At 66.4% G+C, this 23,436-nt stretch carries 20 protein-coding genes, 1 other RNA gene and 1 riboswitch; of the genes, 13 read left to right on the plus strand and 8 right to left on the minus strand.

The genetic code is table 11. From position 1 onward, the window contains the following. Together KME82_RS11710 and KME82_RS11715 are read left to right on the plus strand one after the other, a co-directional pair. The gene (locus KME82_RS11710; RefSeq protein WP_215498658.1) at positions 1-1,506 is read left to right on the plus strand and encodes a TIGR01777 family oxidoreductase; all 1,506 of its coding nucleotides are present in this window, start codon (positions 1-3) and stop codon (positions 1,504-1,506) included. 79 nt (positions 1,507-1,585) lie between these two features. Then, a complete protein-coding gene (locus KME82_RS11715; RefSeq protein ID WP_215498659.1) occupies positions 1,586-2,197 on the plus strand; it encodes a DUF4166 domain-containing protein in 612 nt (203 codons plus the stop codon). Positions 2,198-2,895: 698 nt separating this feature from the next. Here the strand turns inward: KME82_RS11715 and KME82_RS11720 are convergent. Together KME82_RS11720 and KME82_RS11725 are read right to left on the minus strand one after the other, a co-directional pair. Further along, a complete protein-coding gene (locus KME82_RS11720) occupies positions 2,896-3,372 on the minus strand; it encodes an RES family NAD+ phosphorylase (protein WP_215498660.1) in 477 nt (158 codons plus the stop codon). Between the two features lie 34 nt (positions 3,373-3,406). Further along, positions 3,407-4,048: an antitoxin Xre/MbcA/ParS toxin-binding domain-containing protein gene (locus tag KME82_RS11725; protein WP_215498661.1), complete on the minus strand. Its 642-nt coding sequence runs from the start codon at positions 4,046-4,048 to the stop codon at positions 3,407-3,409. A gap of 233 nt (positions 4,049-4,281) precedes the next feature. On the opposite strand from KME82_RS11725, the gene KME82_RS11730 reads away from it, so the two are divergent. From KME82_RS11730 to KME82_RS11765, 8 genes are all read left to right on the plus strand, one after another. Then, on the plus strand, positions 4,282-4,746 hold the full coding sequence (locus KME82_RS11730; protein ID WP_215498662.1) for a hypothetical protein: 465 nt from the start codon (positions 4,282-4,284) through the stop codon (positions 4,744-4,746). Between the two features lie 669 nt (positions 4,747-5,415). Continuing rightward, on the plus strand, positions 5,416-6,444 hold the full coding sequence (locus tag KME82_RS11735; RefSeq protein WP_252255708.1) for a hypothetical protein: 1,029 nt from the start codon (positions 5,416-5,418) through the stop codon (positions 6,442-6,444). A gap of 343 nt (positions 6,445-6,787) precedes the next feature. After that, positions 6,788-7,007, plus strand: a riboswitch (cobalamin riboswitch). A gap of 144 nt (positions 7,008-7,151) precedes the next feature. Next, positions 7,152-8,666, plus strand: a complete 1,515-nt coding sequence (locus tag KME82_RS11740; protein WP_215499050.1) for a CoA-acylating methylmalonate-semialdehyde dehydrogenase — start codon at positions 7,152-7,154, stop codon at positions 8,664-8,666. A gap of 11 nt (positions 8,667-8,677) precedes the next feature. Next, positions 8,678-9,856, plus strand: coding sequence for an acyl-CoA dehydrogenase family protein (locus KME82_RS11745; RefSeq protein WP_215499051.1), 1,179 nt, complete (start codon positions 8,678-8,680; stop codon positions 9,854-9,856). Next, complete coding sequence (locus KME82_RS11750) at positions 9,853-10,647, plus strand: enoyl-CoA hydratase (RefSeq protein ID WP_215498663.1); 795 nt, start codon at positions 9,853-9,855, stop codon at positions 10,645-10,647. The genes KME82_RS11745 and KME82_RS11750 overlap by 4 nt, the downstream gene beginning before the upstream one ends. Next, positions 10,644-11,819 carry an enoyl-CoA hydratase/isomerase family protein gene (locus tag KME82_RS11755; protein ID WP_252255710.1) on the plus strand — a complete coding sequence of 392 codons (1,176 nt, stop codon included), beginning with the start codon at positions 10,644-10,646 and terminating at the stop codon, positions 11,817-11,819. The genes KME82_RS11750 and KME82_RS11755 overlap by 4 nt, the downstream gene beginning before the upstream one ends. Beyond that, entirely contained in the window at positions 11,816-12,706 is an 891-nt protein-coding gene (gene mmsB, locus KME82_RS11760) for a 3-hydroxyisobutyrate dehydrogenase (protein ID WP_215498665.1), read from the plus strand. The genes KME82_RS11755 and mmsB overlap by 4 nt, the downstream gene beginning before the upstream one ends. Then, positions 12,703-13,374, plus strand: a complete 672-nt coding sequence (locus tag KME82_RS11765; RefSeq protein ID WP_215498666.1) for an epoxyqueuosine reductase QueH — start codon at positions 12,703-12,705, stop codon at positions 13,372-13,374. The genes mmsB and KME82_RS11765 overlap by 4 nt, the downstream gene beginning before the upstream one ends. A gap of 15 nt (positions 13,375-13,389) precedes the next feature. Here KME82_RS11765 and KME82_RS11770 read toward each other — a convergent pair whose 3' ends face one another. The 5 genes from KME82_RS11770 to KME82_RS11790 all read right to left on the minus strand — a co-directional run bounded on the left by KME82_RS11770 (position 13,390) and on the right by KME82_RS11790 (position 19,003). Next, positions 13,390-14,637 carry a cytochrome-c peroxidase gene (locus KME82_RS11770; protein WP_252255712.1) on the minus strand — a complete coding sequence of 416 codons (1,248 nt, stop codon included), beginning with the start codon at positions 14,635-14,637 and terminating at the stop codon, positions 13,390-13,392. 31 nt (positions 14,638-14,668) lie between these two features. After that, a complete protein-coding gene (locus KME82_RS11775; protein WP_215498667.1) occupies positions 14,669-17,200 on the minus strand; it encodes a TonB-dependent receptor plug domain-containing protein in 2,532 nt (843 codons plus the stop codon). 244 nt (positions 17,201-17,444) lie between these two features. Continuing rightward, positions 17,445-17,846, minus strand: a complete 402-nt coding sequence (locus KME82_RS11780; RefSeq protein WP_215498668.1) for a hypothetical protein — start codon at positions 17,844-17,846, stop codon at positions 17,445-17,447. Between the two features lie 199 nt (positions 17,847-18,045). Further along, positions 18,046-18,399: a transfer-messenger RNA gene (ssrA, locus tag KME82_RS11785) on the minus strand. 232 nt (positions 18,400-18,631) lie between these two features. After that, positions 18,632-19,003, minus strand: a complete 372-nt coding sequence (locus KME82_RS11790; RefSeq protein WP_031373591.1) for a helix-turn-helix domain-containing protein — start codon at positions 19,001-19,003, stop codon at positions 18,632-18,634. A gap of 121 nt (positions 19,004-19,124) precedes the next feature. Here KME82_RS11790 and KME82_RS11795 point away from each other — a divergent pair, with 121 nt between their 5' ends. Genes KME82_RS11795 through KME82_RS11805 form a run of 3 tightly spaced genes read left to right on the plus strand, consistent with a single transcriptional unit; the run spans position 19,125 to position 22,260 of the window. Then, positions 19,125-19,604 carry a hypothetical protein gene (locus KME82_RS11795; RefSeq protein WP_215498669.1) on the plus strand — a complete coding sequence of 160 codons (480 nt, stop codon included), beginning with the start codon at positions 19,125-19,127 and terminating at the stop codon, positions 19,602-19,604. A 32-nt stretch (positions 19,605-19,636) separates the two neighbouring features. Further along, positions 19,637-19,975 carry a hypothetical protein gene (locus tag KME82_RS11800; protein WP_215498670.1) on the plus strand — a complete coding sequence of 113 codons (339 nt, stop codon included), beginning with the start codon at positions 19,637-19,639 and terminating at the stop codon, positions 19,973-19,975. Positions 19,976-20,028: 53 nt separating this feature from the next. Beyond that, entirely contained in the window at positions 20,029-22,260 is a 2,232-nt protein-coding gene (locus tag KME82_RS11805; RefSeq protein WP_215498671.1) for a CHASE domain-containing protein, read from the plus strand. Between the two features lie 508 nt (positions 22,261-22,768). Here KME82_RS11805 and smpB read toward each other — a convergent pair. Continuing rightward, the gene (smpB, locus tag KME82_RS11810) at positions 22,769-23,281 is read right to left on the minus strand and encodes an SsrA-binding protein SmpB (protein WP_215498672.1); all 513 of its coding nucleotides are present in this window, start codon (positions 23,279-23,281) and stop codon (positions 22,769-22,771) included. Positions 23,282-23,436 lie beyond the last annotated feature (155 nt).

A 23,436-nucleotide genomic window follows, 5' to 3' on the forward strand; every position in this document is an offset into this window, starting at 1 on the left:
ATGGAACGCTTGTTCATCGCCTTATTGCTGTTGCAGATCGTGTTGGGCGCGATCGACACCATCGCCCATCACGAGTTGATGGAAAAACTCGCCAACCGCCGCAGCGCCGCGCTGGAGCTGAAACTGCATTCGGCGCGCGGCTTCGTCTACGGGTTCTTGTTCCTGGTGTTCGCCTGGGTCCAGCCGCAGGGATGGTGGCTGGCGGCGGTGTGGGCGCTGGTGCTGATCGAGGTCGGCATCACCTTGTGGGACTTCGTGGTCGAAGACGCCACCCGCCTGCTGCCCAGCACCGAGCGCGTGCTGCACACCATCCTCGCGGTCAACGGCGGCGCGATGTTCGCGGTGTATGCGCTGGCGACGATGGACGACTGGAGCGCGCCGAGCGCATTGCTGGCGCATTCCTACGGTTGGCAGTCGTGGGCGCTGACCGCGGCCGCGTTCGGCATCGGCCTGTCGGCGCTGCGCGATGGCCTGGCCGCGCGCGCCAATGCCGCCGAACCGGCGCCGCGCGCGCTGCTGGCCGAGCATGCGCAGACCGGTTTCCTGATCAGCGGCGGCACCGGTTTCATCGGCAGTGCGCTGGTCGAAGGGCTGCTGGCCGGCGGGCATCGGGTGACGATCCTGAGCCGCGATCCGCGCCGCGCCGCCCTGCAGTTCGGCGGACGCGCGCGCTGCATCGCCGACACCGCGCAGTTGCGCGACGACGACGCGATCGACGTGGTGGTCAACCTCGCCGGCGCGCCGGTGGTCGGGCCGCGCTGGTCGCCGGCGCGCAAGCGCGCGCTGCGCGCCAGCCGCATCGACACGACCCATGCGCTGCGCGCCTGGTGCGAGCGCTCGCGCAACAAGCCGGCGCTGTGGCTGCAGGCCAGTGCGATCGGCCTGTACGGCGCGCATGCGCGCAGCGGTCCGGAACTGCGCGACCCGCCGCCGGTGCGCGGCGATTTCCCCAGCGAACTGTGCAGCGCCTGGGAGCGGGCCGCGGCCCCGGTGTCGGAGCAAGGCGTGCGCCTGGTGACGATGCGCCTGGGCCTGGTCCTGCATCGCAGCGGCGGGGTGTTGCCGATGCTGTCGCTGGCCGCATCGCTTGGCGCCAGCGCGACCCTGGGCACGGGTAAACAATGGTTCGCCTGGGTCCATCTGGACGACGTGCTGGGCTTCGTCGAACAGGCGGTCGAACACGTCGGCTTGCGCGGGCCTTACAACCTGGTCGCGCCGACCGGCTGCACCCAGGGCGAATTCACCCGCGCACTCGCGCATAGCCAGCATCGCCCCGTGTGGTTGCGCATGCCGGCCTGGCCGATGCGCCTGGCCCTGGGCGAGATGGCGACGATGCTGCTCGACGGACCGGTGGTCGAACCGCGACGACTGCTCGATCAACGCTATCGCTTCGCGCATGCCGACCTCGCCAGCGCGCTGCGCGCCGGTCGTACCCCCACTTTGCGTTCTTCTTATTCGGGTGATGGACACCCAAGGGACCAACATGGAACTGTTGCATCCAATTGATCTGTCCGCCGATCGTAATGACGGCGCCGCGGTCGACACCGTTGCCGGTTCTCGCGACAAATCGCGTTGTGACCCGGCCGTGCATGATCTGTCCGCGCTGCTGCGCGCCGCGCTCGGCGAACGCTGGAACCTGCTGCATCCGCATATCCAGGCGCGCTTCGCGCTGGGCGCCGGCGAGGCCCAGGCCGAGTACGTCGGCAACATGCATCAGGTGCGCTGCACCTGGTTGGGCAGCGTGTTCGCGCGTCTGATCCGTTATGCGCGGGTGCTGCCGCATCACAACGCCGACAACGTGCCGTTCCGTTTCGACGTGCAGCCTTTGCGTCGCGGTATGGGCTGGATCAAGACCCGCACCTATCACTTCGTCGATGAGGTTTTCAGTTTCCGTTCGCGCATGACCCTGGGCGAGGGCGGCGAACTGCTGGAACACTTCGGCGGCGGCCTGGGCATGCGGGTGCGGCTGGAAGTGCTGCCGAACCGGCTGGTGTTCGTCGACAACGGTTATTTCCTGCACTGGCGCGGCCTGCGCCTGCCGCTGCCGAAGCCGTGCTGGCCGGGCCGTTTCGTGCTGGTGCATCGCGATCTGGATGCCGAGCATTTCGAGGTCAGCATCGATGTCGTGCATCCGTGGCTGGGGCCGTTGTTTCACCAGGATGGGAGTTTCGAGCGGATGCAGGTGAAGCGGGATTGATGCGGATGAGGCGGTGGTGTGCGGGTGCGCTGATGGTTATGGAGCGGTTGATGCAGGGAGGCGGTAGGGAAGGGTTGCTGCAAGGATGCTGAAGGAAGCGCTTGGCCAGGAGGGCATCAAGGGATGGTAGTGGGTCAGGGAAGGCGGTGAGTCAGGGATGACGATGGGGCCATGGATGGCCGGCCAGGGAGGATCGGGCATGGGACGGGCATGGGAAAGGTTTCATGTCTTGCGCAGCTTCAAACGCGTGATTTTCAGGATCGCTATTCGCTTGAAAGCGGCTGCGTTCTGCTTCGGCGAAGCCGAATGAGTGGAGCCTTCAGCGTCATCCCACCAGAACGTCATTCCCGCGTACGCGGGAATCCAGCGACTTCAAGCGTTCTCGCACGAAAGGCCCTGGATTCCCGCCTTCGCGGGAATGACGGTAGGTGAGTGCGCGGAGCACTGTGGGCAGCCGAGCTCCGGAAAATGCATCGTTCGAAATCTGCATTCGTGACGACTTCTCATGGCGTCATTCCCGCGAATGCGGGAATCCAGCGACTTTGTGCCCCAAGACTTCAAGCGTTCTCGCACGAAAGGCCCTGGATTCCCTCCTTCGCGGGAATGACGGTAGGTGGGGGCGGTGCGATTGGGTGAGTGGAACTGCTTCGGGAGACTTTTGAAATCAGGTGGCTTATTCCAGCCCAATCCGACCCCAATCACGGCGCCCGAAACACCACGTTGTACTGAAACTTCCTCCCCGTCACCGCCCGCAGCTTCTTCGCATCGCGATGCTCGGGATTGATCAGCGCGTTGTATTCCTCCGGCACGATCACCGACGGAACCAGCGCGATCGCCGAGGCCAGGCTGGTCAGCCATTGCGAACCGATGCGGACGCTGGCCATGCCTGCGGGCACCGCGTCCCAGCCGCCGGGCAGATCCTGCGGGGTGAACTGGATGCGCGCCTTCCACACCGCCGCCGGTACTTCGATCGACACCACGTGCCGGTTCAACGGCAGGCCGTGCGCATCGACATAAGCCGCGGTTTCAAGCGCCGCCAACGCCAACGAGGTGGCGGTGTAGAGCACGCGCTGGCCGTCGTCGTTCCAGCGCCCCGGGTACTTGGCCGCGCCCGCGCCGCTCAGGTCGTCGGCGCGGTAGGCGCGGGTTTCGCCGGCGATTCGCCAAAGTTTCATCGCTGCGGCCTCGTCCTTGCGGCGGTGTGGCCGCTCATTGATAGGCGCCGCTTTGCAGCGAACCCAGCAGGCGCGCGACCACGCTGTAACCGGTCGGCGTGTCGAGCAGGTCGGCCGGGCGCTGACCGCCCAGCGCCGCCTGCGGTTGCTCGATCCAGCGGCCCAGCCACTTGGCCGAATCGAAATCGTGGACGGCGGCGTCGGTGCTTTCCTTGACGATGTCCTTGACGATCGCGAGCAGGCACAACACCCCCAGCGCAGCCTGGCCGCTGGCGCCGGCGATCCGCGCCTGCTGCGCGGCCTTGCTCTCGGCGGTGGCCTTGGCGACGCCGAGGATGTTGAACATGCGCACGGCCGGGACCTCCATGCTCGTGGCCATGTGCTTGACCACCTGCGCCGGCACGCCTTCGCGTTCGGCCGCGACCCGCTGCAACGGCGTCGCGGTGCGCAGATAGGCGATGTAGCCGTCCAGCGTGGCCGGCGCCGCGTATAAATCGAGCGGCGGCGCGTCCTTCACCGACGGCCCACGGCCGCGCTTGGACGATGGCGCATAGGCGCGCGCCTCGCGCACGTCCAGCCGGCTTTCGCACGCGGAGCCCTTGCCGGGGGCGGACGGCTTGGCGGTGGTCCGGCCGGCGGCCTTGGCCGGGGCGGGCGTCTTGGCGGCTTTGCTCATGGCACGGTCCTGTCTTGATCTGGACGGATCATAGCGCAGAAATGTACCGTTTGGTCGCGGTCGCTGCGATGGCGCCCGGCCACAATGGATCCATGGCCCGTTGCGATCCGTATCTACCGGGTCCGGCACCGTCGCCGACACGCTAATCACCATTTTTGGTTGTTATGCTGCGCCCCCGTCCCACGTCCCGCGTTGATCAGCGGCACCGAATACGCCTAATGCAAGGAGTCCTCATGAGTCGTAAACCGCAGATGTTCGGATCGAGCCTGAGCCGGTCGAGCCTGGGCCTGTCGAGCCTGGGCCTGATGCTCGCCATCGCCCCGGCGGCCCATGCCCAGAAGGATCGCCAGGTGTACGACGCTGCGATCGCGCGATCGGCCGAAGTCTGCCCCGACCATTCCGCCGAGCGCACCCGCCCCGGCGTCACCGCGGTGCCGGCCGCGTCGCTCAAGGCGCTGGAAGAACGCAAAATCGCCCTGTGCCCCGACCGCCGCCTGGACAGCACCACCCCGGTGGTCTGGTACGGCCGCGAAGGTGTTTTCGCCTGGAATCCCTCGGCCGGCGGCGTGGGCAAATTGCTGGCGGGCAAGGTCACCGCGCAGGTGCGCAGCGGCGAGTTTCCGTCGCAGACGGTGGTGTGGAAGGCCAACGGCAAGCTGGCCGAAGGCGCGCTGGTGCCGGCGTTCCGGCGCAAGTAAGGCGGCAGACGGGGCGCCGCGCGTATCGGGCGACGGCGCCAGGAGACGATGTCGGATCGATCTGCGATTCGCCGATCGCGCGCATGCGACAACTGCCCGCGTCGATAGGAACGGCCGGCGCAATGCCGCCGAAGGCCGCCGAGCCGGCGTATCGCGGCTTTCCAGCATGGCCCGCCTGCGTGATCCGCCTGCGTGGATTCAGTCCGGCTCGTCGTCGGCATTGCGCGCCGCTCACGACGGACCTTCACGACGATCGCGCCGGCAGACGTTCGTCCGCCGTCGACGAATAGTGAATGGATGCCACACGGCACATGCGAATCGATCGCCTGCCAACGGAATTTTTATTCTCTGCCGGGCGCCTTGCTCTGTATCGTCATGTTCGCTGATCGATGAAGGCGGCACCGACGATCGCGGCCGGTCAGTCGCGCGGCATCGATGTTGCAAACCGTCGAAGGTCATGCCGGACGCCTGAATGAACGGATGCGATCGATGACGCTGTGCGCACAGCGATCGCCGCCTCGGCGTGCGGTTGTGCGAGTCGCAGCGTGTGTGCGGAGCATCCACCGATAGAAAACCCGCTGGTCCGCGATGCGCTTCGCATCGAGGCCGGTTACGCGTACCCGCGTTCGCAATGACGCATCCATCACACCCGCCCACGGCGAAGGACGAATGAAGAAGGCAGCGCTTCCGCAGGACTTCTTCGTCCATGTCGCCGCCGTGCTGATCGCCCTCGCGTTTTGCCTGCTCAGCGGCTGGCTGCTGTTCCGGATGCCCGAGCTGACGCCCACTGCGTCGGAACTCGATGTGATCTATATCGAGCGTCTTGTCGCCGATACGCAACCGTCGCCGTCGCCGCAACAACCCACGCTCGTGCCGCCGACGCAGTCAACGCCGCCAACCCAACGCAGCGCTTCTGGCGCCGCGACCTCGCCGAATCCCGCGCCGCCTCGCAGCGAGCGGCTACCCGATTTGTCGATCCGTCCGCCGCCGACTCCAACGACGCCGCCCGCCAGCAATCGGCTGTACGCCGCCGACGGACAGATCGTATTGCCCGCGGGTGTCGCCGTGGACCCGATGCGCAAGCCCGACACCGATCCACCCGGTGGCGCGAACGATCGCGGCGCGAAACAGGCGCAGGCGATCTTCGAACGCCGCAATCCGATCGCACCGGAAGAAGGCACCGTGTTCGGCGGCGAGTGGGAGAGCGACGGCACTTTGAGCGAGGTGGCGACCAAGAAACTCAAGACCGGCCTGAAACGAGTGATCGCCAAACTGCCGCATCGCAAACAGGTGCAGGAAGTCCGCGCGCGGCCGCCGCCGCCGATCCGTTTCAATCCCGCCTTGCACGAGCGGCCTTCCGACCTGGGCAGCGAAGCCACCGGCGATGCGTATAAGGCCGCGCCGATCGCGTTCGAGAAAGCGCCCGGCTTGCAGGGCGAAGCCAGCCGGCGCGTGCGCAAGTGGGTCGGCGAACTGGAAGCGCGCGCCGCGGGTTGCGACCGGCAACGCTTGAAGACCTTGGTGGCGCCGGTGCTGACTCACTTGGCCGACCTGCAACGCGCCGAGTACGCCGCGGCGCGCGGCGGCGATCCGATCCAGATCGAACAACTGCTGCCGCGCACGGCCGACATGGCGTACGACCAGGCGCGTCGCGCGGTTTGGTATGCGGACAAGAAACTTTCGGATTGCGCGAAGTAGGGCGTGCTTTTTCGAAGTCGTATCTACACAACCACACTAACGATCTTTCAAGAGCGTCATTCCCGCGAACGCGGGAATCCAGCGCCTTTCGTGCGAGAACGTTTGAGCTCTCTGGATTCCCGCCTTCGCGGGAATGACGTTCTGGAAGGATGACGCTGAAGTCTCTGGATATTCGGCTTCGCTGAAGTAAGGAGAAGCTCGCCTTCGCGGGAATGACGTCCTGAAAATGGCGCCGAGGTCACATCGGCTCGTCCTTGTGACAACCCCATTTACCGCACAGCACGCCAACGCACCTCACCCCCCACATACGCCCCCGCAGCTTGTCCACACCGTACCCCCGCACTACACTGCGCACGCCACAGGTGTCCTGCCGCCAAGCCATACCGGCGCGCAGGGTGAAACGGGAAGCCGGTGCGGACGGGATCGTCCAAGGCCGGCGCTGCCCCCGCAACGGTATGCGAGAAAACCCGACGTTTCACCACTGCGTTCGCGCGGGAAGGTGTCGGGGTGATGCGATGGCATCGCTCGCAAGCCCGGAGACCGGCCCGTGGCGGGCATCGCATGCGATGTCCTCCTCGGATGTTGCGGCGGGCAACCGGACGAGCTGATGCAGTCGGCCTGCGTTCGCCGTTGCCTCGCCTTGTCTTGCGTCTCCGCGACATCCGCTTATCCGCGGGTGTGCGTTACGGAGAACGAGCATGAACGAAATGCATCGCGTTGCGACCGAGGTCGCGACGGTCAAGCTTCTGATCGACGGCGAATTCGTCGAATCCACCACCACCCAATGGCGCGACGTCGTCAACCCGGCCACTCAGGTCGTGCTGGCGCGCGTGCCGATGGCCACGCGCGAGGAAGTCGACGCCGCGGTCGCCGCGGCCGCGCAGGCGTTCAAGAGCTGGCGCAAGACCGCGATCGGCACGCGCGCGCGCATCTTCCTCAAATACCAGCAGTTGATCCGCGAGCACATGAGCGAGCTCGCCGCGATCCTGACCGCCGAACAAGGCAAGACCCTGCCCGACGCCGAAGGCGATGTGTTCCGTGGCCTGGAAGTGGTCGAGCACGCCGCCGCGATCGGCAACCTGCAACTGGGCGAACTGGCCAACAACGTCGCCGGCGGCGTCGACACCTACACCTTGCTGCAGCCGCTCGGCGTGTGCGCCGGCATCACCCCGTTCAATTTCCCGGCGATGATCCCGCTGTGGATGTTCCCGATGGCGATCGCCACCGGCAACACCTTCGTGCTCAAGCCGTCCGAACAGGACCCGCTGGTGACCATGCGCCTGGTCGAACTGGCGCTGCAGGCCGGCATTCCGAAGGGCGTGCTCAACGTCGTCCACGGCGGCGAGGACGTGGTCAACGCGATCTGCGATCACGCCGACATCCGTGCGGTGTCGTTCGTCGGTTCGACCAAGGTCGGCACCCACGTCTATCAACGGTCTTCGCTGGCCGGCAAGCGCGTGCAGTGCATGATGGGCGCGAAGAACCACGCCGTCGTGCTGGCCGACGCGAACAAGGAACAGACCCTCAACGCCATGGCCGGCGCCGCGTTCGGCGCGGCCGGGCAGCGCTGCATGGCCGCATCGACCGCGGTGATGGTGGGCGAGGCGCGGCACTGGATTGGCGATCTGGTCGCGAAGGCCAAAACGCTGAAAGTCAACGCCGGCACCGAGCCGGGCACCGATGTCGGCCCGGTGATTTCCTGCGCCGCGCGCGAGCGCGTCGAAGCCTTGATCGCCTCGGGCGTGGAGCAGGGCGCGCGCCTGGAACTCGACGGACGCAAGCCGTCGGTGCCCGGGTACGAACAAGGCAATTTCATCGGCCCGACCGTGTTCTCCGGAGTCAAGCCGGGCATGCGCATCTACGACGAGGAAATCTTCGGCCCGGTACTGGTGATCCTCGAAGCCGACACGCTCGACGACGCGATCGCGCTGGTCAACGCCAATCCCAACGGCAACGGCACCGCGATCTTCACCCAGTCCGGCGCGGCGGCGCGCAAGTTCCAGGAAGAGATCGACATCGGCCAGGTCGGCATCAACCTGCCTATCCCGGTGCCGGTACCGCTGTTCTCGTTCACCGGTTCGCGCGCGTCCAAGCTCGGCGATCTGGGCGCGTACGGCAAGCAGGCGGTGATGTTCTACACCCAGACCAAGACCGTCACCGCGCGCTGGTTCGACGACGAGACCCAGGGCCACGGCGTCAACACCACGATCAGTCTCAAGTGATGGCCGCGGTCATGCACTGGCAGGCCACCGCGGCCGCGCCGACCGGACTGAGCGAAGAACAGGCCGCCTATCGCGACGCGGCGCGCGATTTCGCGCTCGCGCAACTGGCGCCGCACGCCGCGCATTGGGATGCGCAGTGCGTGTTCCCGCGCGAAGCGATCGCGCTGGCCGGCGAACTGGGGTTCTGCGGCCTGTACGTGGACGAAGCCGCCGGCGGCTCGGGCCTGACCCGGCTGGACGCGGCGATCGTGTTCGAGGAACTGGCCGCGGTCGATCCGTCGACGGCGGCCTTCATCAGCATCCACAACATGGCGACGTGGATGCTCACCGCGCACGCCAACGACGCGGTGCGCGGCGAATGGGGCGCATCGCTGGCCAGCGGGCAACGGCTGGCGTCGTATTGCCTGACCGAGCCGGGCGCCGGGTCGGACGCGGCATCGCTGAAGACGCGCGCGGTGCGCGATGGCGATCACTACGTGCTCAACGGCGCGAAGGCCTTCATTTCCGGCGCCGGATCGACCGACGTGCTGGTGGTGATGGCGCGCACCGGCGGCGAGGGCGCGCGCGGCATCAGCGCGTTCGCGGTCGCCGCCGACAGCGCCGGCATCACCTACGGGCGCAAGGAAGAGAAGATGGGCTGGAACAGCCAGCCCACCCGCGGCATCAGCTTCGTCGACGTGCGGGTGCCGGCGCGCAATCTGCTCGGCCGCGAAGGCGACGGCTTCAAGATCGCGATGAAGAGCCTGGACGGCGGGCGCTTGAACATCGCCAGTTGTTCGCTCGGCGCGGCCCAGGGCGCGCTCGACGCGGCGCGGCGCTACATGGGCGAGCGTCGCCAGTTCGGCAAGAAACTCGCCGAGTTCCAGGCATTGCAGTTCAAGCTCGCCGACATGGCCACGCAGCTGATCGCCTCGCGCCAGATGGTGCATACCGCCGCGCGCAAGGTCGACGCGGGCAGTCACGACGCGACCGTGTGGTGCGCGATGGCCAAGCGTTTCGCCACCGATGCGGGCTTCGCGATCTGCAACGAATCGCTGCAGATCCACGGCGGTTACGGCTACATCCGCGAATACCCGATCGAACGCCTGCTGCGCGACTGCCGGGTCCACCAGATTTTGGAAGGCACAAACGAAATCATGCGCGTGATCATCGCGCGCCATCTGCTCAACACCGACGAGGAATTGCGATGAGTCTTGCCGAGAAGTCCTACACCGGGTTGACGCTGGAGATCGACGGCCACACCGCCATCGTGACCCTGAGCAACCCGCCGGCCAACACCTGGACCCGCGACAGCCTCGCCGCCCTGCGCGACTTGGTCCGCGATCTGGACGCGCAGCGCGACGTATACGCGCTGGTGATCACCGGCGAAGGCGAGAAGTTCTTTTCCGCCGGCGCCGATCTCAAGCAGTTCGCCAGCGGCGACAAGGCCCTGGCGCGCGACGCGGCGCGCCGCTTCGGCGAAGCCTTCGAAACCCTCAGCGCGTTCCGCGGCGTGTCGATCGCCGCGATCAACGGTTACGCGATGGGCGGCGGCCTGGAGTGCGCGCTGGCCTGCGATCTGCGCATCGTCGAGGAACAGGCGCAACTGGCCTTGCCGGAAGCGACCGTCGGCCTGCTGCCGTGCGCGGGAGGCACCCAGAACCTGGCGCGCCTGGTCGGCGAAGGCTGGGCCAAGCGGATGATGCTGCTCGGCGAGCGCGTCGATGCCACGACCGCGCTGCGCATCGGCCTGGTCGAGGAGGTGGTCGGCAAGGGCGAATCGAAAGCGCGCGCGCTGGCCTGGGCCAAGGCCGCCGAGAAGCAGAGCCCGACCAGCGTGGCCGCGTGCAAGACGCTGGTGCAGGCCACGCGTTCGCAATCGCATGCGACCGCGCTGGTCAGCGAGCGCGAGGCGTTCGTCGACTTGTTCGACAGCTCCGACCAGGTCGAAGGCGTGGCCGCGTTCCTGGAAAAGCGCGCGCCGCAATGGAAGAACGCATGAACGCCTCGGTCCTGGAAATAGCGGCGCAGGCGCCGGTATTGTTCGAACAACGCGGTGCAGTCAGCGGCAAACGGATCGGCATCGCCACGCTCAACGCGCCGGCCACGCTTAACGGTCTATCGCTGGAAATGGCGCAACTGCTCGATGCGCAACTGGCGGCGTGGGCGCGCGACGATGCGATCGCGCTGGTGGTGCTGCAGGGCGCGGGCGAGAAAGCGTTCTGCGCCGGCGGCGATCTGCACGGCCTGTATCGCGGCATGCGCGAGTACCAGGCCGCCGGCTCCGGCGATATCCGCGACAACCGGCAGGCCACCGCGTTCTTCGCAACCGAATACCGCCTCGACTATCGCATCCACACCTATCCCAAGCCGGTGCTGTGCTGGGGCCACGGCATCGTCATGGGCGGCGGCATCGGTCTCATGGCCGGCGCCAGTCATCGCGTGGTCAGCGAGCGTTCGCGATTGGCATTTCCGGAAATCACCGTCGGCCTGTACCCGGATGTCGGCGGCAGTTGGTTGTTGCAGCGCGCGCCCGCACGCAGCGGCCTGTTCCTGGCCTTGACCGGCGCGCCTCTGAATGCGGGCGACGCGATTTTTGCGGGACTGGCCGATCACTTCGTGCCGCAGGAGCGGTACGACGCTGTGTTCACGGCCTTGGCCGCGACGCAGTGGAGCGGCAACGGCGATCGAGACCGTGAGCTGCTGACCGAGCTGCTGCGGGCGCAAGCGCAGCCCGCACCGGCCGGGCCACTGCAACAGCACGCTGACTTGATCGCACAGCTTTGCGATGCCGACGATCTGGACACCATCATCGCGCGCATCGAAGCGATCGATCACGACGATCCGTGGCTGCAGACCGCGCGCAAGACCTTCGTCGCGGGCGCGCCGGGCTCGGCGCGACTGGGTTACGAACTGCAACAGCGCGCGGCGACGCTGTCGTTGGCCGACACGTTCCGGCTCGAATACCTGGTGTCGCTGCATTGCGCCGCGCATGGCGACTTCGCTGAAGGCATCCGCGCCTTGTTGATCGACAAGGACCGCAATCCGAAGTGGAACCCGGCCACGATGGCCGACGCTTCGCCGGCCTGGGCCGCGCCGTTCTTCGTCGCGCCGTGGCCACGGGATGCGCATCCGCTGGCCGACCTCGAGCGCAGTGTGGAGAACCCGGCATGACCCGTATCGCTTTCATCGGTCTTGGCAACATGGGCGGCCCGATGGCCGCGAACCTGCTCAAGGCCGGCTTCGAAGTGCAGGTGTTCGACCTGAGCGTCGCCGCGGTCGGCAGTGCGGTGGCCGCGGGCGCGCATGCGGCCGCCAGCGCGACGGCCGCAGTGGCCGGCGCGCAGATCGTGATCTCGATGCTGCCGGCGAGCCGGCATGTCGAAGGGCTGTATCTCGGCGACACCGGCATTCTCGCGGCGATCGAACCGGGCGCCCTGGTCATCGATTGCAGCACCATCGCGCCGGCGTCGGCGCAGAAAGTCGCGGCCGCCGCGGCGGAGCGGGGCGTGGCGATGATCGACGCGCCGGTTTCCGGCGGCACCGCGGGCGCGGCGGCCGGTACGTTGACCTTCATCGTCGGCGGCGACGTCGATGCGCTGGAACGCGCGCGGCCGATCCTGCAGGCGATGGGCAAGAACATTTTCCACGTCGGCGCGAGCGGCGCCGGGCAAGTCGCCAAGCTGTGCAACAACATGGCGTTGGGCGTGATCATGGCGGTGACCGGCGAAGCGCTCGCGCTCGGCGTCGCGCATGGCCTGGATGCGAAAGTGCTGTCGCAGATGATGGCGGTCAGCACCAGCCGCAGTTGGGCGACCGAGGTGTGCAACCCGTGGCCGGGAGTGCTCGAAAATTCCCCGGCATCGCGCGGCTACAGCGGCGGTTTCGGCAACGACCTCATGCTCAAGGATCTCGGCTTGGCCGCCGAAGCCGCGATGGGCGTCGGCGCATCGATTCCGCTGGGCGAACTGGCGCGCAATCTGTACGCGATGAACAGCCGCGCTGGCCACGGCGGCCTGGATTTCTCCAGCGTGGTCAAGCTGGTGGCGCCGGACGCATGAGCGGCGAGCGCAAGCGCCTGACCTTGCCGGGCGAGGGCGGCAAACTGCTGCTGCACTCGTGCTGCGCGCCGTGTTCGGGCGAGTTGATGGAGGCTTTCGTCGAGTCGCAGATCGACTACACGGTGTTCTTCTACAACCCGAACATCCACCCGGTGAAGGAGTACGAACTGCGCAAGGAGGAAAACATCCGCTTCGCGCAGAAACACGGCGTGCCCTTCGTCGATGCCGACTACGACACCGACAACTGGTTTGCCCGCGCCAAGGGCATGGAGAACGAACCCGAGCGCGGCATCCGCTGCACCATGTGCTTCGACATGCGCTTCGAACGCAGCGCGCTGTACGCGCACGAGCACGGATTCCCGGTGATGACCACCTCGCTGGGCATTTCGCGCTGGAAGAACATGCAGCAGATCAACGACTCCGGCCGCCGCGCGGTCGCGCCGTATCCGCAGTTGAGCTACTGGGACTACAACTGGCGCAAGGACGGCGGCAGCCAGCGCATGATCGAGATTAGCAAGCGCGAGCAGTTCTACCAGCAGGAATACTGCGGCTGCGTGTACTCGCTGCGCGACACCAACCGCCATCGCAAGGCGCAGGGCCGCGAGCGGATCAAGCTCGGGGTCATGTTCTACGGCGAAGACGGCGGCCACGAACCCGAGGCCAAGTAACCGGTTCGCCGCGCGCTACAGCGTTTCCAGGTACGCCACGATCGCATCGAGCTCAGCGCGATGCAGGTCCAGCGGCTTGAGCAGCGGATCGGGTTGCGGAAACAGCGGATCGCCGACTTGCGCCGCGGTCGGCTGCGGCCTGGGCATGCCGGCGTTGTAAAGATTCATCACCCCGCGCAGATTGGCGAAGCGGCCGTTGTGCATCCACGGCCCGGTCCTGGCCACGTTGCGCAGCGACGGCGTCTTGAACTTGCCGGTATCGCTGGCCAGGCCGGTGACCTCGTAACGCCCCAGGTCCTGCAGTTTGCGGCCGTAGAAATGCAGGCCGAGGTTGTGGAACGACTGATCGCTCAGGCTCGCGCCGCTGTGGCAGTTCATGCAGCCGGCGCGGGTGCGGAACAGATGCAGGCCCCACAGCTGGCGATCGTCGAGCAGGTCGCGGCGACCTTCCAGGAACCGGTCGAAGCGATTGGCGCGCGGCAGCAGGCTGCGTTGAAACGTGGCCAGCGCCTTGCTCACCTGATCCATGTCGATGCGCGATGAGCCGAACGCGGCGGCGAACGCCTTCGGGTAATCGGCGTCGCGGCGCAATCGCTTCAACACCAGCGACGGTTTGGCCGCCATTTCGCGCGGATCGATGATCGGATGCAGCGCCTGAGCTTCCAGGGTCTGCGCGCGGCCGTCCCAGAACAGCGGCTGCGACAGGCCGCTCATCGCGATCGAGATCGCGTTGCGGCGGCCGCTGCGGCGATCGTGGCCGAACGGCACGCTGCGGCCGTCGCCCCAGCCCAGCTCGCGATCGTGGCAGCTCGCGCAGGCGATCTGGCCGGAACCCGACAAGCGCGGATCTTCGAACAGCCGTCGCCCGAGCGCGAGTTTTTCCGCGCTGGGCGGATTGTCGGCCGGATACGGCGCGGCTTTCGGCAGCGGTGCGAATTCCGACCACAGCGCGCCGGGTTCGAGCTGCGGCCGCGGCCATTGTTCGATCGGCAGGTTGTAGACGCGGCGCAGGCAGTCGCGATCGATCTGCGCGCCGCTGACCGCGATGCGTTCGCGGCATTGGGCCAGGCTGGGCGATTGCGCGCCGCGCATGGCGTCGACGTCCTGCGCCGAACTCGCTGTCGCCCACGACACCGCGCTGATGACGCCCGCGCCAAGCAGCCACGGCGCGGCCAAGGCGGCGAAACGCAGACGCGGCCGCGTCGCCGGCGAGGGCGGCGAATCCGCGCTTGGCGAAAGCAGCGAGCGCATCAACGCGCGCACGGCCGATTTCCGTGTGCGATCGCGATCATGCTCAGAACCGATACCCAAGTTCCAGCCAGTACGAGCGGCCGGGTTCGTAATAAGTGGCCGTCGCGCTGGCGCTGCTGATCAGGTTGGCGCGGTTGGTCAGGTTCTGCACTTCGATGCGCGCATAGGTTTCCTGCCGATGCGGCAGGTCCAGGCTCCATTCCACGCTGGTGTCCCAGGTCCAGCTTTTCGGGTACGCGATTTCCTCGATCACCGCGATCGATTCGCCCTGATAGATTTCGTTGCCGCTCTGGCGCAGCCCGCGATAACCGCCGCGATAACGCAGGAAGTTGCTCCACAACAGGCCGGCTGCGGGCAATCGGGTCTGCGTGGCCAGGCGCGCGGTCCACGGCCGGTTGAACTCGCGCGCCGGGATGTCCCAGCGCCGCATGATCTTGCCGTCGTAGCGCACGGTGTCGTCGAAGGCGTCGCTGTAGGCGGTCTCGTAGTCGTTGTAGTTGCGGCGCACGTCGGTGTAGTCGAACGCGAGTTGCGCATTGGTGACGCTGCCGGCCCAGCGCAGCGGCGTCGACGGGCCGACGCTGAGCGTATAGGTCTGGCTGCGGCTTTGGCCGCGATTGGTGTAGCGGCTGATGCGGGTCGCGTACTGGCCGCTGGTGTCCAGGCTCGGGATCGATTCGCGCAGCACTTCGTCGCGGTTCTCGCGGCGCACGTACTTCAGGTTGAGATCCAGCCCGGCCCAACGCTGGTTGACGCCCGCGGAGACCTCGTCGCTGTAGGGAATGCGCAGCTGATCGAAGCGGTAATTGGTCGGGTACTGACGCACGTCGGTCCAGATCAGATTGCTGGTGCGGCGTTGCTCCAGTTGCAGGCTCTCGCGGCCTTCGCGCAGTTTGTAGCTGAAGAAACTGCGGCCGTAGTAGCGGTTGAGGCCGGCGGTGAACAAGGTGTCGCGATCGCCGAACGCATCCCAGGACATCGCCAGTCGCGGCGCGACCGTGGTCTTGCCCATCAGGCTGTCGCCGTCCACGCGCACGCCCGGACGCAAGCTCCAGCGGCCCAGGCGTACGTCGTCCTGGGCGAACACGCTCCATTCGCGGTTGCTCGCGCCGAAGTAGCCTTCGCGATAGATGGCGCGGCGGCTGAAGTATTGGCCGCGTCCCTTGACCACGCCGTTGCCGGTCGCCAGCACCGGCGACAGCGAGCAGCCATTGGTATCGACCGCGCCGAGGCGATCGGTGCAGGTGTTGGTCGCGACCGGGTCCAGCCAGCTGTAGTGATCGTTGAGGCGGTGGTACTCGGCCTTGCGGTCGCGGTATTCCAGGCCGTATTGCACACGGTGCTCGCTGCGGCCCCAGCGCAGCGCCTCGCGTTCCAGGCTCAGCTTGTAGCCGATGCTGCGATCGCTCTGGTCGATATTGCCCCAGCTGCCTTCGGCGCTGAGCGTGGTCACACCCCAGTCCATCTGGCTGGAACGCGCCCAGGATTTCCAGTAATCGACCTCGCTGCGGCGCGAGCTGTCGAGCTGGCTATAGCTGAGCGAATTGCGCCAGGTCCAGGCGCCGCGTTGCCAATTGATCCGGAGGCTGGTGACCGGGCCGCCTTGTTTGAGGTCGTAGAAGCCGTTCTTGGCGTTGATGATGAAATAGCGCTCGTCGGTCGGCGCGTAGGTCACGCTGGCGCCGAGCTCCAAACCTTCGCCGTTGCTCCAGTCCGCGCGCAGGCTGGCGCTGGTGTTTTCGCGTACTTGCTCCTTCTGGTTGTCGTCGCTCGCGCTGCTGCGCCCGGCGGTGTAGCCGCGCAGCGGAATCACCGAGCGCGTGCGCACGATGTTGCCGATCAGGCCCAGGCCGTTGTGGCTGCGGCCTTCGAGGGTCGCGCGCAGTTCGTACTTGTCGTAGTTGGGCTGTTGCGCTTCGGTCGCCGACTGCTGGAAATCGCCGAGCGCCGGTTCGGCGATATGCGCTTCGTTCCAGGCCGAGCGCGCCATGCGCAGCGCCACGCTGCCGGAGAACGCATCGCGCGCCTTGCGGCTTTCGGCCTCGACCACGCCGCCGTTGAAGCCGCCGTAAGCCGCCGGCACGTTGCTGTCGTAGACGGTGAGGCTGCCGATCAGGCTGGTGTCGAGCGCGATGCCCTGGGTATGGCTCGGCACGTCCTGGATATTCGCGGGCGAGGACGGGCCGACCGGATCGAGGTCGTTGTTGAAACTGGCGCCGTCGAGCAGGAACGAGTTCTGGTAGTACAAGCCGCCGTTGATGCTGATGTCGGCCGGCCGGATCTCGCCCATGTTGCGCGAGGTGCGCGAGGTCTCGTCGAACTGCACGTTCGGATTGATCCGCAGCAGGCTGCCGATGTCGCCGTTGCCGCGGATCTGTTCGTCGATGTACGCGCGGTCCAGCACCAGGCCTTCCTGATACGGAAACAGGCGTTGGCCGATCACCTTGACCGGATCGTAGGTGTAGACGGAAGCAGAGGGCGCAGAGGCGGGTGTTTGCGCAGCGGCCGGCGCGTCGTTCGCGCACAGCGGGCCAGCCGACAGCGCCAGGCCGATGGCCAGGGTCAGACGATTCATAAGTTCTCACGAAGGATGATTCGGCTTTCGGTCGAAAGCCGATTCGCTGGCGTGAGAACTCTGACGGACCCCTGATGCTCGCTGTGATTATCGTCTCAATTGGAGCTGAACGAGTCAACCGGGCGAGATGTGGCGAGCGCCGACTGCGATCGTGTACGTGCTGCGCAACCACCGCGTTGGTGGCGCCTGCTATGAGTGTGGCTTGTTGGAGCGCCCACGATATCGCCGTTGTAAGGTGCAGCCCTCAGTGTGAGCGAGCGGCTCTGGCCTGCAAGCGCATATGCACGCCTACCAAAAGCCCGATCAGTCCGATGCCCAGGCCGGTGAATGCCAGCGGCGCCCGCCACTCAGCCAAAACCAGCGCGGCGAACAGGCTCGACATCGCATAGGCGATCGACGCCGATAACGGCTTGCGCCACAGCAACATCGCGGCACCGATCAGGATCAAAGCGCCGGACAGGACGAAAGCCAACAAGCTGATGGGCCTCAGATCGCCGTTGCGGGTCATCTCGATGGCCGAAGGAGCGTTGTTCATTACGCACAACAGCACTTGCAAGAAACTCAGAATCACCACGTAAAGCGGCCATCGGCTCGCAGGTGGCGCGCTCGCCGCGCGGGTCGGCGGGCGATAGGGATCGTCCGTCATCGGTGCGTGATCTTTTCGCAGAGGGTGAGAGCTGCATGGGCGGGTAGGGTGCGCGGCATGGTGGTCACTGCTTTTGCGGCCGATGAGTTATCGCCATTGTTGCCGTCAAGATGAATCCGATTGCAAGCTCCTTCGGCGCCGCTGCGGACACAAAAAAGGCCGAAGTCCCGATTGGGAGCTTCAGCCTGATCTGTTGAGATGGTGGAGGTGGGGGGAATCGAACCCCCGTCCGAAGGCACTCCATCCCCGGCACTACATGCTTAGCGCTCCGTTAGATCTCGTTCCCGAACAGCACGGTGCGCGAAGCGCATCCAGGAACCAGCCTGTTAGAGGTTAACCGGGCGTTGACAGGCAGCCGCTCCCGACGATTCCGTGATAATGACTCTACGCTGCGAGCACGGACACAAGCAGTTTCGAGGCTTACGCCTTAAGCGGCGAGAGCGTAGTTGTCGTCGTTGGCAACTAGAGTTTTGCAGCTGGATTAACGAGGAAAGCTACCCCCTCGGCATGCGCCAGGCGATTTCGCGACCCCCGTCGAAGCCAGTGCACCCCCGGGGACAGCAGTTTCGCTGACAGGTTCAGTATAGGGCCTGGCGGCGCGTTCTCAAGCGTTGTGTGCGTTCGACGTGGTGACTGATTCAGTCGGGTCGATGGTATGCGTGGGCATTCGCCGAGCGCAGTGGCCCGCATGTCGCGTAGCCATCCGATGGCATGAGCGAACGCACGGCGCGTACTCGCCCGAAGCGTCGCCGTTCCAGCACGACGCGTGTGTAAACGCGAAAACCTCAGTTGCCGTCGAGCAGTTCGATCAGCGCGCGACGCTTCTTGCGCGACAGCTTGCGCATCAGGCCCATCAGCCGCAGCTCGTCGGGATCGCTGTATTTGGCCGCGTTTTCGCGCACCGACAGCGATTTGCCTTCGATCGTGCCGCGGCCGGTGGCGAGCCACTCGAAGCTCACGTGCTGCTGCACCGCGATCTGCAGCATGCGTTCGAGTTCCGGCAGCGCCAGGCCGACCAGCCATTTGCGAGCGGTCTCGCGGCTGACGTCGTAGTAGGCGGATAGGGCACCGGTGCGGGCTCGGCCTTTGGCGAATCCGGAGAAGTCGAGCGCCTGGTGCAGCCGATTGGCGAATTCTTGATGGGGAGCGTTGGTCATAGGTCTCGCCGGAGCATCCTGCAGGGCTGAAACGTGGGCGGCCGCTCGTCCCCGACCGTCTGCCGGGGCGAGGATAGCGCAACTCATTGTTGCGTACCCCCTTGCAAAAAGATCACTCTTTTTGCTGGTTGAAAAGAGCAATTTCGAATGGTATTTTTTTCTGGCATGGATGCCCGATGGAGAGGTTATGGATCGACCCAATCGATTGATAGGCAATACCCGGCCGGATGGTCGCCTCAATTTGGGACCGGGTTCGCGTCCCGCAACATCGGCCCCAATCCGCTCGGGCGCCGAGACGGATTCGCCGAAAGGCGGTGGTGAATCGGAGCGCTCCGGGCGCGCGGGCGCCTCGCCGCCGGGCGCCGCGTCCCACCCCGATCCGCTGCTGCCGCGCCGGCCCAATCCGGTCGAACGCTATATCGCCTGTTTTCCGACCGCGCGCGCCGCCGCCGAGGCGGCCGGCATCTCGACCGCGATGCTGCGGCGCATGCGCGGCCGCGGTTACGTGTCCACGCGCCATCGCGCCTTGCTGATGGCCCAGGCTTGCCGCTTCAAGGTCAAGCCGGCCGAGTTGATGGCATTGACGGGGACGGGGCGGTGATGGCCGGGCTGGGGGCGGCATTCGCGAATGCGATGCCGGACGCCGGCTCGTCGTGGCCGTACGCGCTGCTGGCAGCGGCGGTGCTGGCGCTGGCGGCGTTGATGGCATGGCTGCTGTATTGCCTGCGGCCGGTCCACAGCCGCGACGCGATGGCGCGACGCGCCGACCGCAACGGCATGGCCTTGCTGGCGCTGGCCGACGAAATGGAGTGCTATCTCTACGAACAGGCCCGGCGCGGCCATCCGACCGGGCAGCAACAGCATTGGCCGCGGCTGTGCCGGCGCCTGGCGATGGATCATCTGGAGTGCATCAACCGGCTGATGCTGGATGAGCCCGCTCGCAGGACCGAACCGCGCGATCGTGCGAGCTAGCCGCCGCGGCGTTGTCGACGTGATCCGCACGACGCGCCTTGTATGCTGCGCCCATGACGACGACCGATCCGGCCGAACGCGCCGCGCCGCCGCACGACCCGGCGGCCTATTCCGACTTGTCGGGCCTGACCCCGCGACGCGGTTATCTGCTCGCCTTCATCGTATTCATCGTCGCCCTGGTGCTGGTGCTGACCGCGTGGCGGATCGCGCGCGATCGCGAGCAGCGCTCGGCCCAGGCCGAATTCGTCGGCCAGACCGTGCAGGTCACCGAGCTGATCCAGCAACGCCTGGTCAACTACGAACTGGTCGCGCGCGGCGGCGTGGCGCTGTTCGCCTCGGTGCAGCGGCCGACCGCGGCGCAGTGGAAGGCCTATGTCGAGGGCATGAACCTGCAGCGCCGGTTTCCGGCGACGCTCGGGCTGGGCTTCACCGGCTACGTGCCGCAGCACCTGCTGGTGCAGTTGCAGAACGAATGGCGTGACGCCGGCTACGGCCTGCTGACGGTGCGGCCGTTCGGGCAGCGCGATATCTACGGGCCGGTCCTGTACCTGGAGCCCAAGTCGCCGGCCAACGACCAGGCGATCGGTTACGACATGTTCTCCGAGGCCACCCGCCACGCGGCGATGGAAGCGGCGCTGGAGTCGGGCCAGGCGCGGCTGTCGGGCAAGATCCAGTTGCTGCAGGATCAGCACGAGGGCGTGACCAGCACCGGCATGATCCTGGTGCTGCCGGTCTACCTCGGCGGCGGCCGGCCGCTCAGTCCGAGCCTGCGCCGCGCCGAGATGCAGGGCTGGGTGTACGTGCCGTTCCGGATGGAGAAATTCGTCGAGACCTCGCTCGGCAAGGTCCACCGCGACATGCGCTTTCGCATCTACGACGAAAGCGCCGGACGCGACACGCTGCTGTTCCGCACGCCGGGCCCGGAGCCGACCCAGGCGGCGGCGTTCGTGCATAAGGCGACGTTCGACGTGTACGGGCGCACCTGGCGCATCGAATACGAATCGCCGCCGATCGAAGAGGCCGCGCCGCGCATGCAGGGCCTGCGCAATCTGTTCGCGCTGGGCATTTTCACCTCCTTGCTGTTGTACGGCATCGCCTTGGTGCTGGCGCACACCGAATCGCGCGCGCGCCAGATCGCTTCGCGCATGACCGAGGATTTCCGTCGCAGCGAAACCCGCTTCCGCAGCGCCATGCAGTATTCGGCGATCGGCAAGGCCCTGCTCGACAGCGAGGGCCGCATCGTCGACGCCAATCCGGCCTTGGCGTCGATCGTCGGCATGGAATTGCCGCGCCTGCTCGACCAGCGTTTCGACACCTTGCTGGAGGACGAGGACGGCGAGTTGCCGGCGCATGAGCGCGGCAGCAGCGACGAGGACGGCGTGCTGCGCGCGACCCGCCGGCTGCGTCGCCAGCACGGTGTCGCGCGGCAGGTCCAGCTGACTTATTCGCCGGTGCCGGGCAAGGTCGGCCAGGACATCACCGGCCTGGTCCAGGTCGAGGACGTGACCGAGCGGCTGCGCGCGGAAGCGCGCGTGCATGCGCTCAATCGCACCCTGGAGGCGCGCGTCGCGCTGCGCACGCGCGAGCTCAGCCAGGCCAATCAGGAACTGGAGACGTTCGCCTACAGCGTTTCGCACGACCTGCGCGCGCCGTTGCGCGCGATCGACGGCTTCAGCCGCATCCTCGGCGAGAAATACGCCGACCGTCTCGACGAATCGGGCAGCGGCTACCTGGCGCGGGTGCGCAAGGCCGCCGCGCGCATGGGCGATTTGATCGACGCGCTGCTGAAGATGTCGCGGGTGACCCGCAGCGAGCTCAAGCACGAGAGCGTCGACCTGAGCCGCGTCGCCAACGAGTTGATCGAGGAACTGCGCATGGGCGATGCGCAGCGCGAGGTCGAGGTGCGGATCGAACCGGGCCTGCAGGTGGTCGGCGATGCGCCGTTGCTGAGGAATCTATTGGGCAATCTGCTCGGCAACGCGTGGAAGTTCACCCGCGATCGCAGCCCGGCGCTGATCGAGTTCGGCACCGCTCAGGCGCCCGGCGGCGGCCGCGAATTCTTCGTGCGCGACAACGGCACCGGTTTTCCGCAGGCGTATGTCGACAAGCTGTTCCGGCCGTTCCAGCGCTTGCACAGCGTCGAGGATTACGCGGGGCACGGCATCGGCCTGGCGTCGGTCAAGCGCATCGTCGAACGTCACGGCGGGACGATTCGCGCCGAGGGGCGCGAGGGCGAGGGTGCGACGTTCTATTTCACGCTGCCGCGTGAGGGTGGGCATGCTTGAGGGGCGCGCTTGAGTGAGTTGCGCGTGGGCAGTGGGCGTGAATCGCGCGTTGCCTGGCTTATCTGTGCTCGTCATTCCCGCGAAGGCGGGAATCCAGAGACTTCAGCGCGACCCTTCCAGAACGTCATTCCCGCGAAGGCGGGAATCTAGAGACTTCAGCGCGACCCTTCCAGAACGTCATTCCCGCGAACGCGGGAATCCAGTGACTTCAAGCGTTCTCGCACGAAAGGCCCTGGATGTTCGGCTCCGACGAAATAAAGCAGAGCCCGCCTTCGCGGGAATGACGGTAGGAAGTAGCGAGGCGGCTGGAGCGCGGCGTTGCTTCGAGCGCCTTGCACAATAGGCATCCGTGAAAGTGGATGGCTTCGGCGTTAGCCCGGCTGAAGCAGTAGCCCGGCTTGCACTGCAGCACAGCCAGACCGCTACGCTCTGACCGATTCCCGATTCCCGATTCCCGATTCCCGAATCCCGAATCCCGAATCCCGAATCCCGAATCCCGAATCCCGAATCAAGCGTTGCGGTTATGCCGCCGCATCACCTGCTGCTTTTGACGCGCCCAATCGCGATCCTTGCTGGCTTCGCGCTTGTCGTGGTCCTGCTTGCCCTTCGCCAGCGCGATCTCGACCTTGACCTTGTTGCCTTTCCAGTACAGCGCAGTCGGCACGATGGTGTAGCCGTCGCGCTGGACCCGGCCGATCAGGTTGTCGATCTCGCTGCGGTGCAGCAGCAGCTTGCGGCTGCGGCGTTCCTCGGCGACGACGTGGGTCGAGGCCGAGATCAGCGGGGTCATCTGCGAGCCGATCAGGAAGATCTCGCCGCGCAGCACGACCGCGTAGCTTTCGGTGATGTTCGCGCGTCCGGCGCGGATGGACTTGAGCTCCCAGCCCTGCAGGGCCAGGCCGGCCTCGAAGCGTTCTTCGAGGTGGTACTCGTGGCGGGCGCGCTTGTGCAGCGCGATGGTGCCGCCGGCGGCGCCCTTTCCTTTATCCTTGCCGGCCTTGTTGTTCGTATTTTTAGCCATGAGCGATTGTCCACGATCCGAAGGCGGTTTGAGTAGCCACCCGGGACTATTGCTCGAATGCGATGCCCGATCCGAAGCCCAAACGCGAGAAACCCCAGGTTCGGACCTGCCGGAACTCCCGCGCGACACGTCGCGACCCTTGGCTTGAATTCCCC

The organism is Lysobacter capsici (assembly GCF_018732085.1).
Classification (GTDB): Bacteria; Pseudomonadota; Gammaproteobacteria; order Xanthomonadales; family Xanthomonadaceae; genus Lysobacter; species Lysobacter capsici_A.

Bases quoted from the DNA above. Each gene is read 5' to 3' on its own strand.
- KME82_RS11710 (WP_215498658.1), top strand. From the start codon at position 1: ATGGAACGCTTGTTCATCGCCTTATTGCTGTTGCAGATCGTGTTGGGC.
- KME82_RS11720 (WP_215498660.1), bottom strand. From the start codon at position 3,372: ATGAAACTTTGGCGAATCGCCGGCGAAACCCGCGCCTACCGCGCCGAC.
- KME82_RS11725 (WP_215498661.1), bottom strand. From the start codon at position 4,048: ATGAGCAAAGCCGCCAAGACGCCCGCCCCGGCCAAGGCCGCCGGCCGG.
- KME82_RS11730 (WP_215498662.1), top strand. From the start codon at position 4,282: ATGAGTCGTAAACCGCAGATGTTCGGATCGAGCCTGAGCCGGTCGAGC.
- KME82_RS11735 (WP_252255708.1), top strand. From the start codon at position 5,416: ATGAAGAAGGCAGCGCTTCCGCAGGACTTCTTCGTCCATGTCGCCGCC.
- KME82_RS11740 (WP_215499050.1), top strand. From the start codon at position 7,152: ATGCATCGCGTTGCGACCGAGGTCGCGACGGTCAAGCTTCTGATCGAC.
- KME82_RS11745 (WP_215499051.1), top strand. From the start codon at position 8,678: ATGCACTGGCAGGCCACCGCGGCCGCGCCGACCGGACTGAGCGAAGAA.
- KME82_RS11750 (WP_215498663.1), top strand. From the start codon at position 9,853: ATGAGTCTTGCCGAGAAGTCCTACACCGGGTTGACGCTGGAGATCGAC.
- KME82_RS11755 (WP_252255710.1), top strand. From the start codon at position 10,644: ATGAACGCCTCGGTCCTGGAAATAGCGGCGCAGGCGCCGGTATTGTTC.
- mmsB (WP_215498665.1), top strand. From the start codon at position 11,816: ATGACCCGTATCGCTTTCATCGGTCTTGGCAACATGGGCGGCCCGATG.
- KME82_RS11765 (WP_215498666.1), top strand. From the start codon at position 12,703: ATGAGCGGCGAGCGCAAGCGCCTGACCTTGCCGGGCGAGGGCGGCAAA.
- KME82_RS11775 (WP_215498667.1), bottom strand. From the start codon at position 17,200: ATGAATCGTCTGACCCTGGCCATCGGCCTGGCGCTGTCGGCTGGCCCG.
- KME82_RS11780 (WP_215498668.1), bottom strand. From the start codon at position 17,846: ATGACGGACGATCCCTATCGCCCGCCGACCCGCGCGGCGAGCGCGCCA.
- KME82_RS11790 (WP_031373591.1), bottom strand. From the start codon at position 19,003: ATGACCAACGCTCCCCATCAAGAATTCGCCAATCGGCTGCACCAGGCG.
- KME82_RS11800 (WP_215498670.1), top strand. From the start codon at position 19,637: ATGCCGGACGCCGGCTCGTCGTGGCCGTACGCGCTGCTGGCAGCGGCG.
- KME82_RS11805 (WP_215498671.1), top strand. From the start codon at position 20,029: ATGACGACGACCGATCCGGCCGAACGCGCCGCGCCGCCGCACGACCCG.
- smpB (WP_215498672.1), bottom strand. From the start codon at position 23,281: ATGGCTAAAAATACGAACAACAAGGCCGGCAAGGATAAAGGAAAGGGC.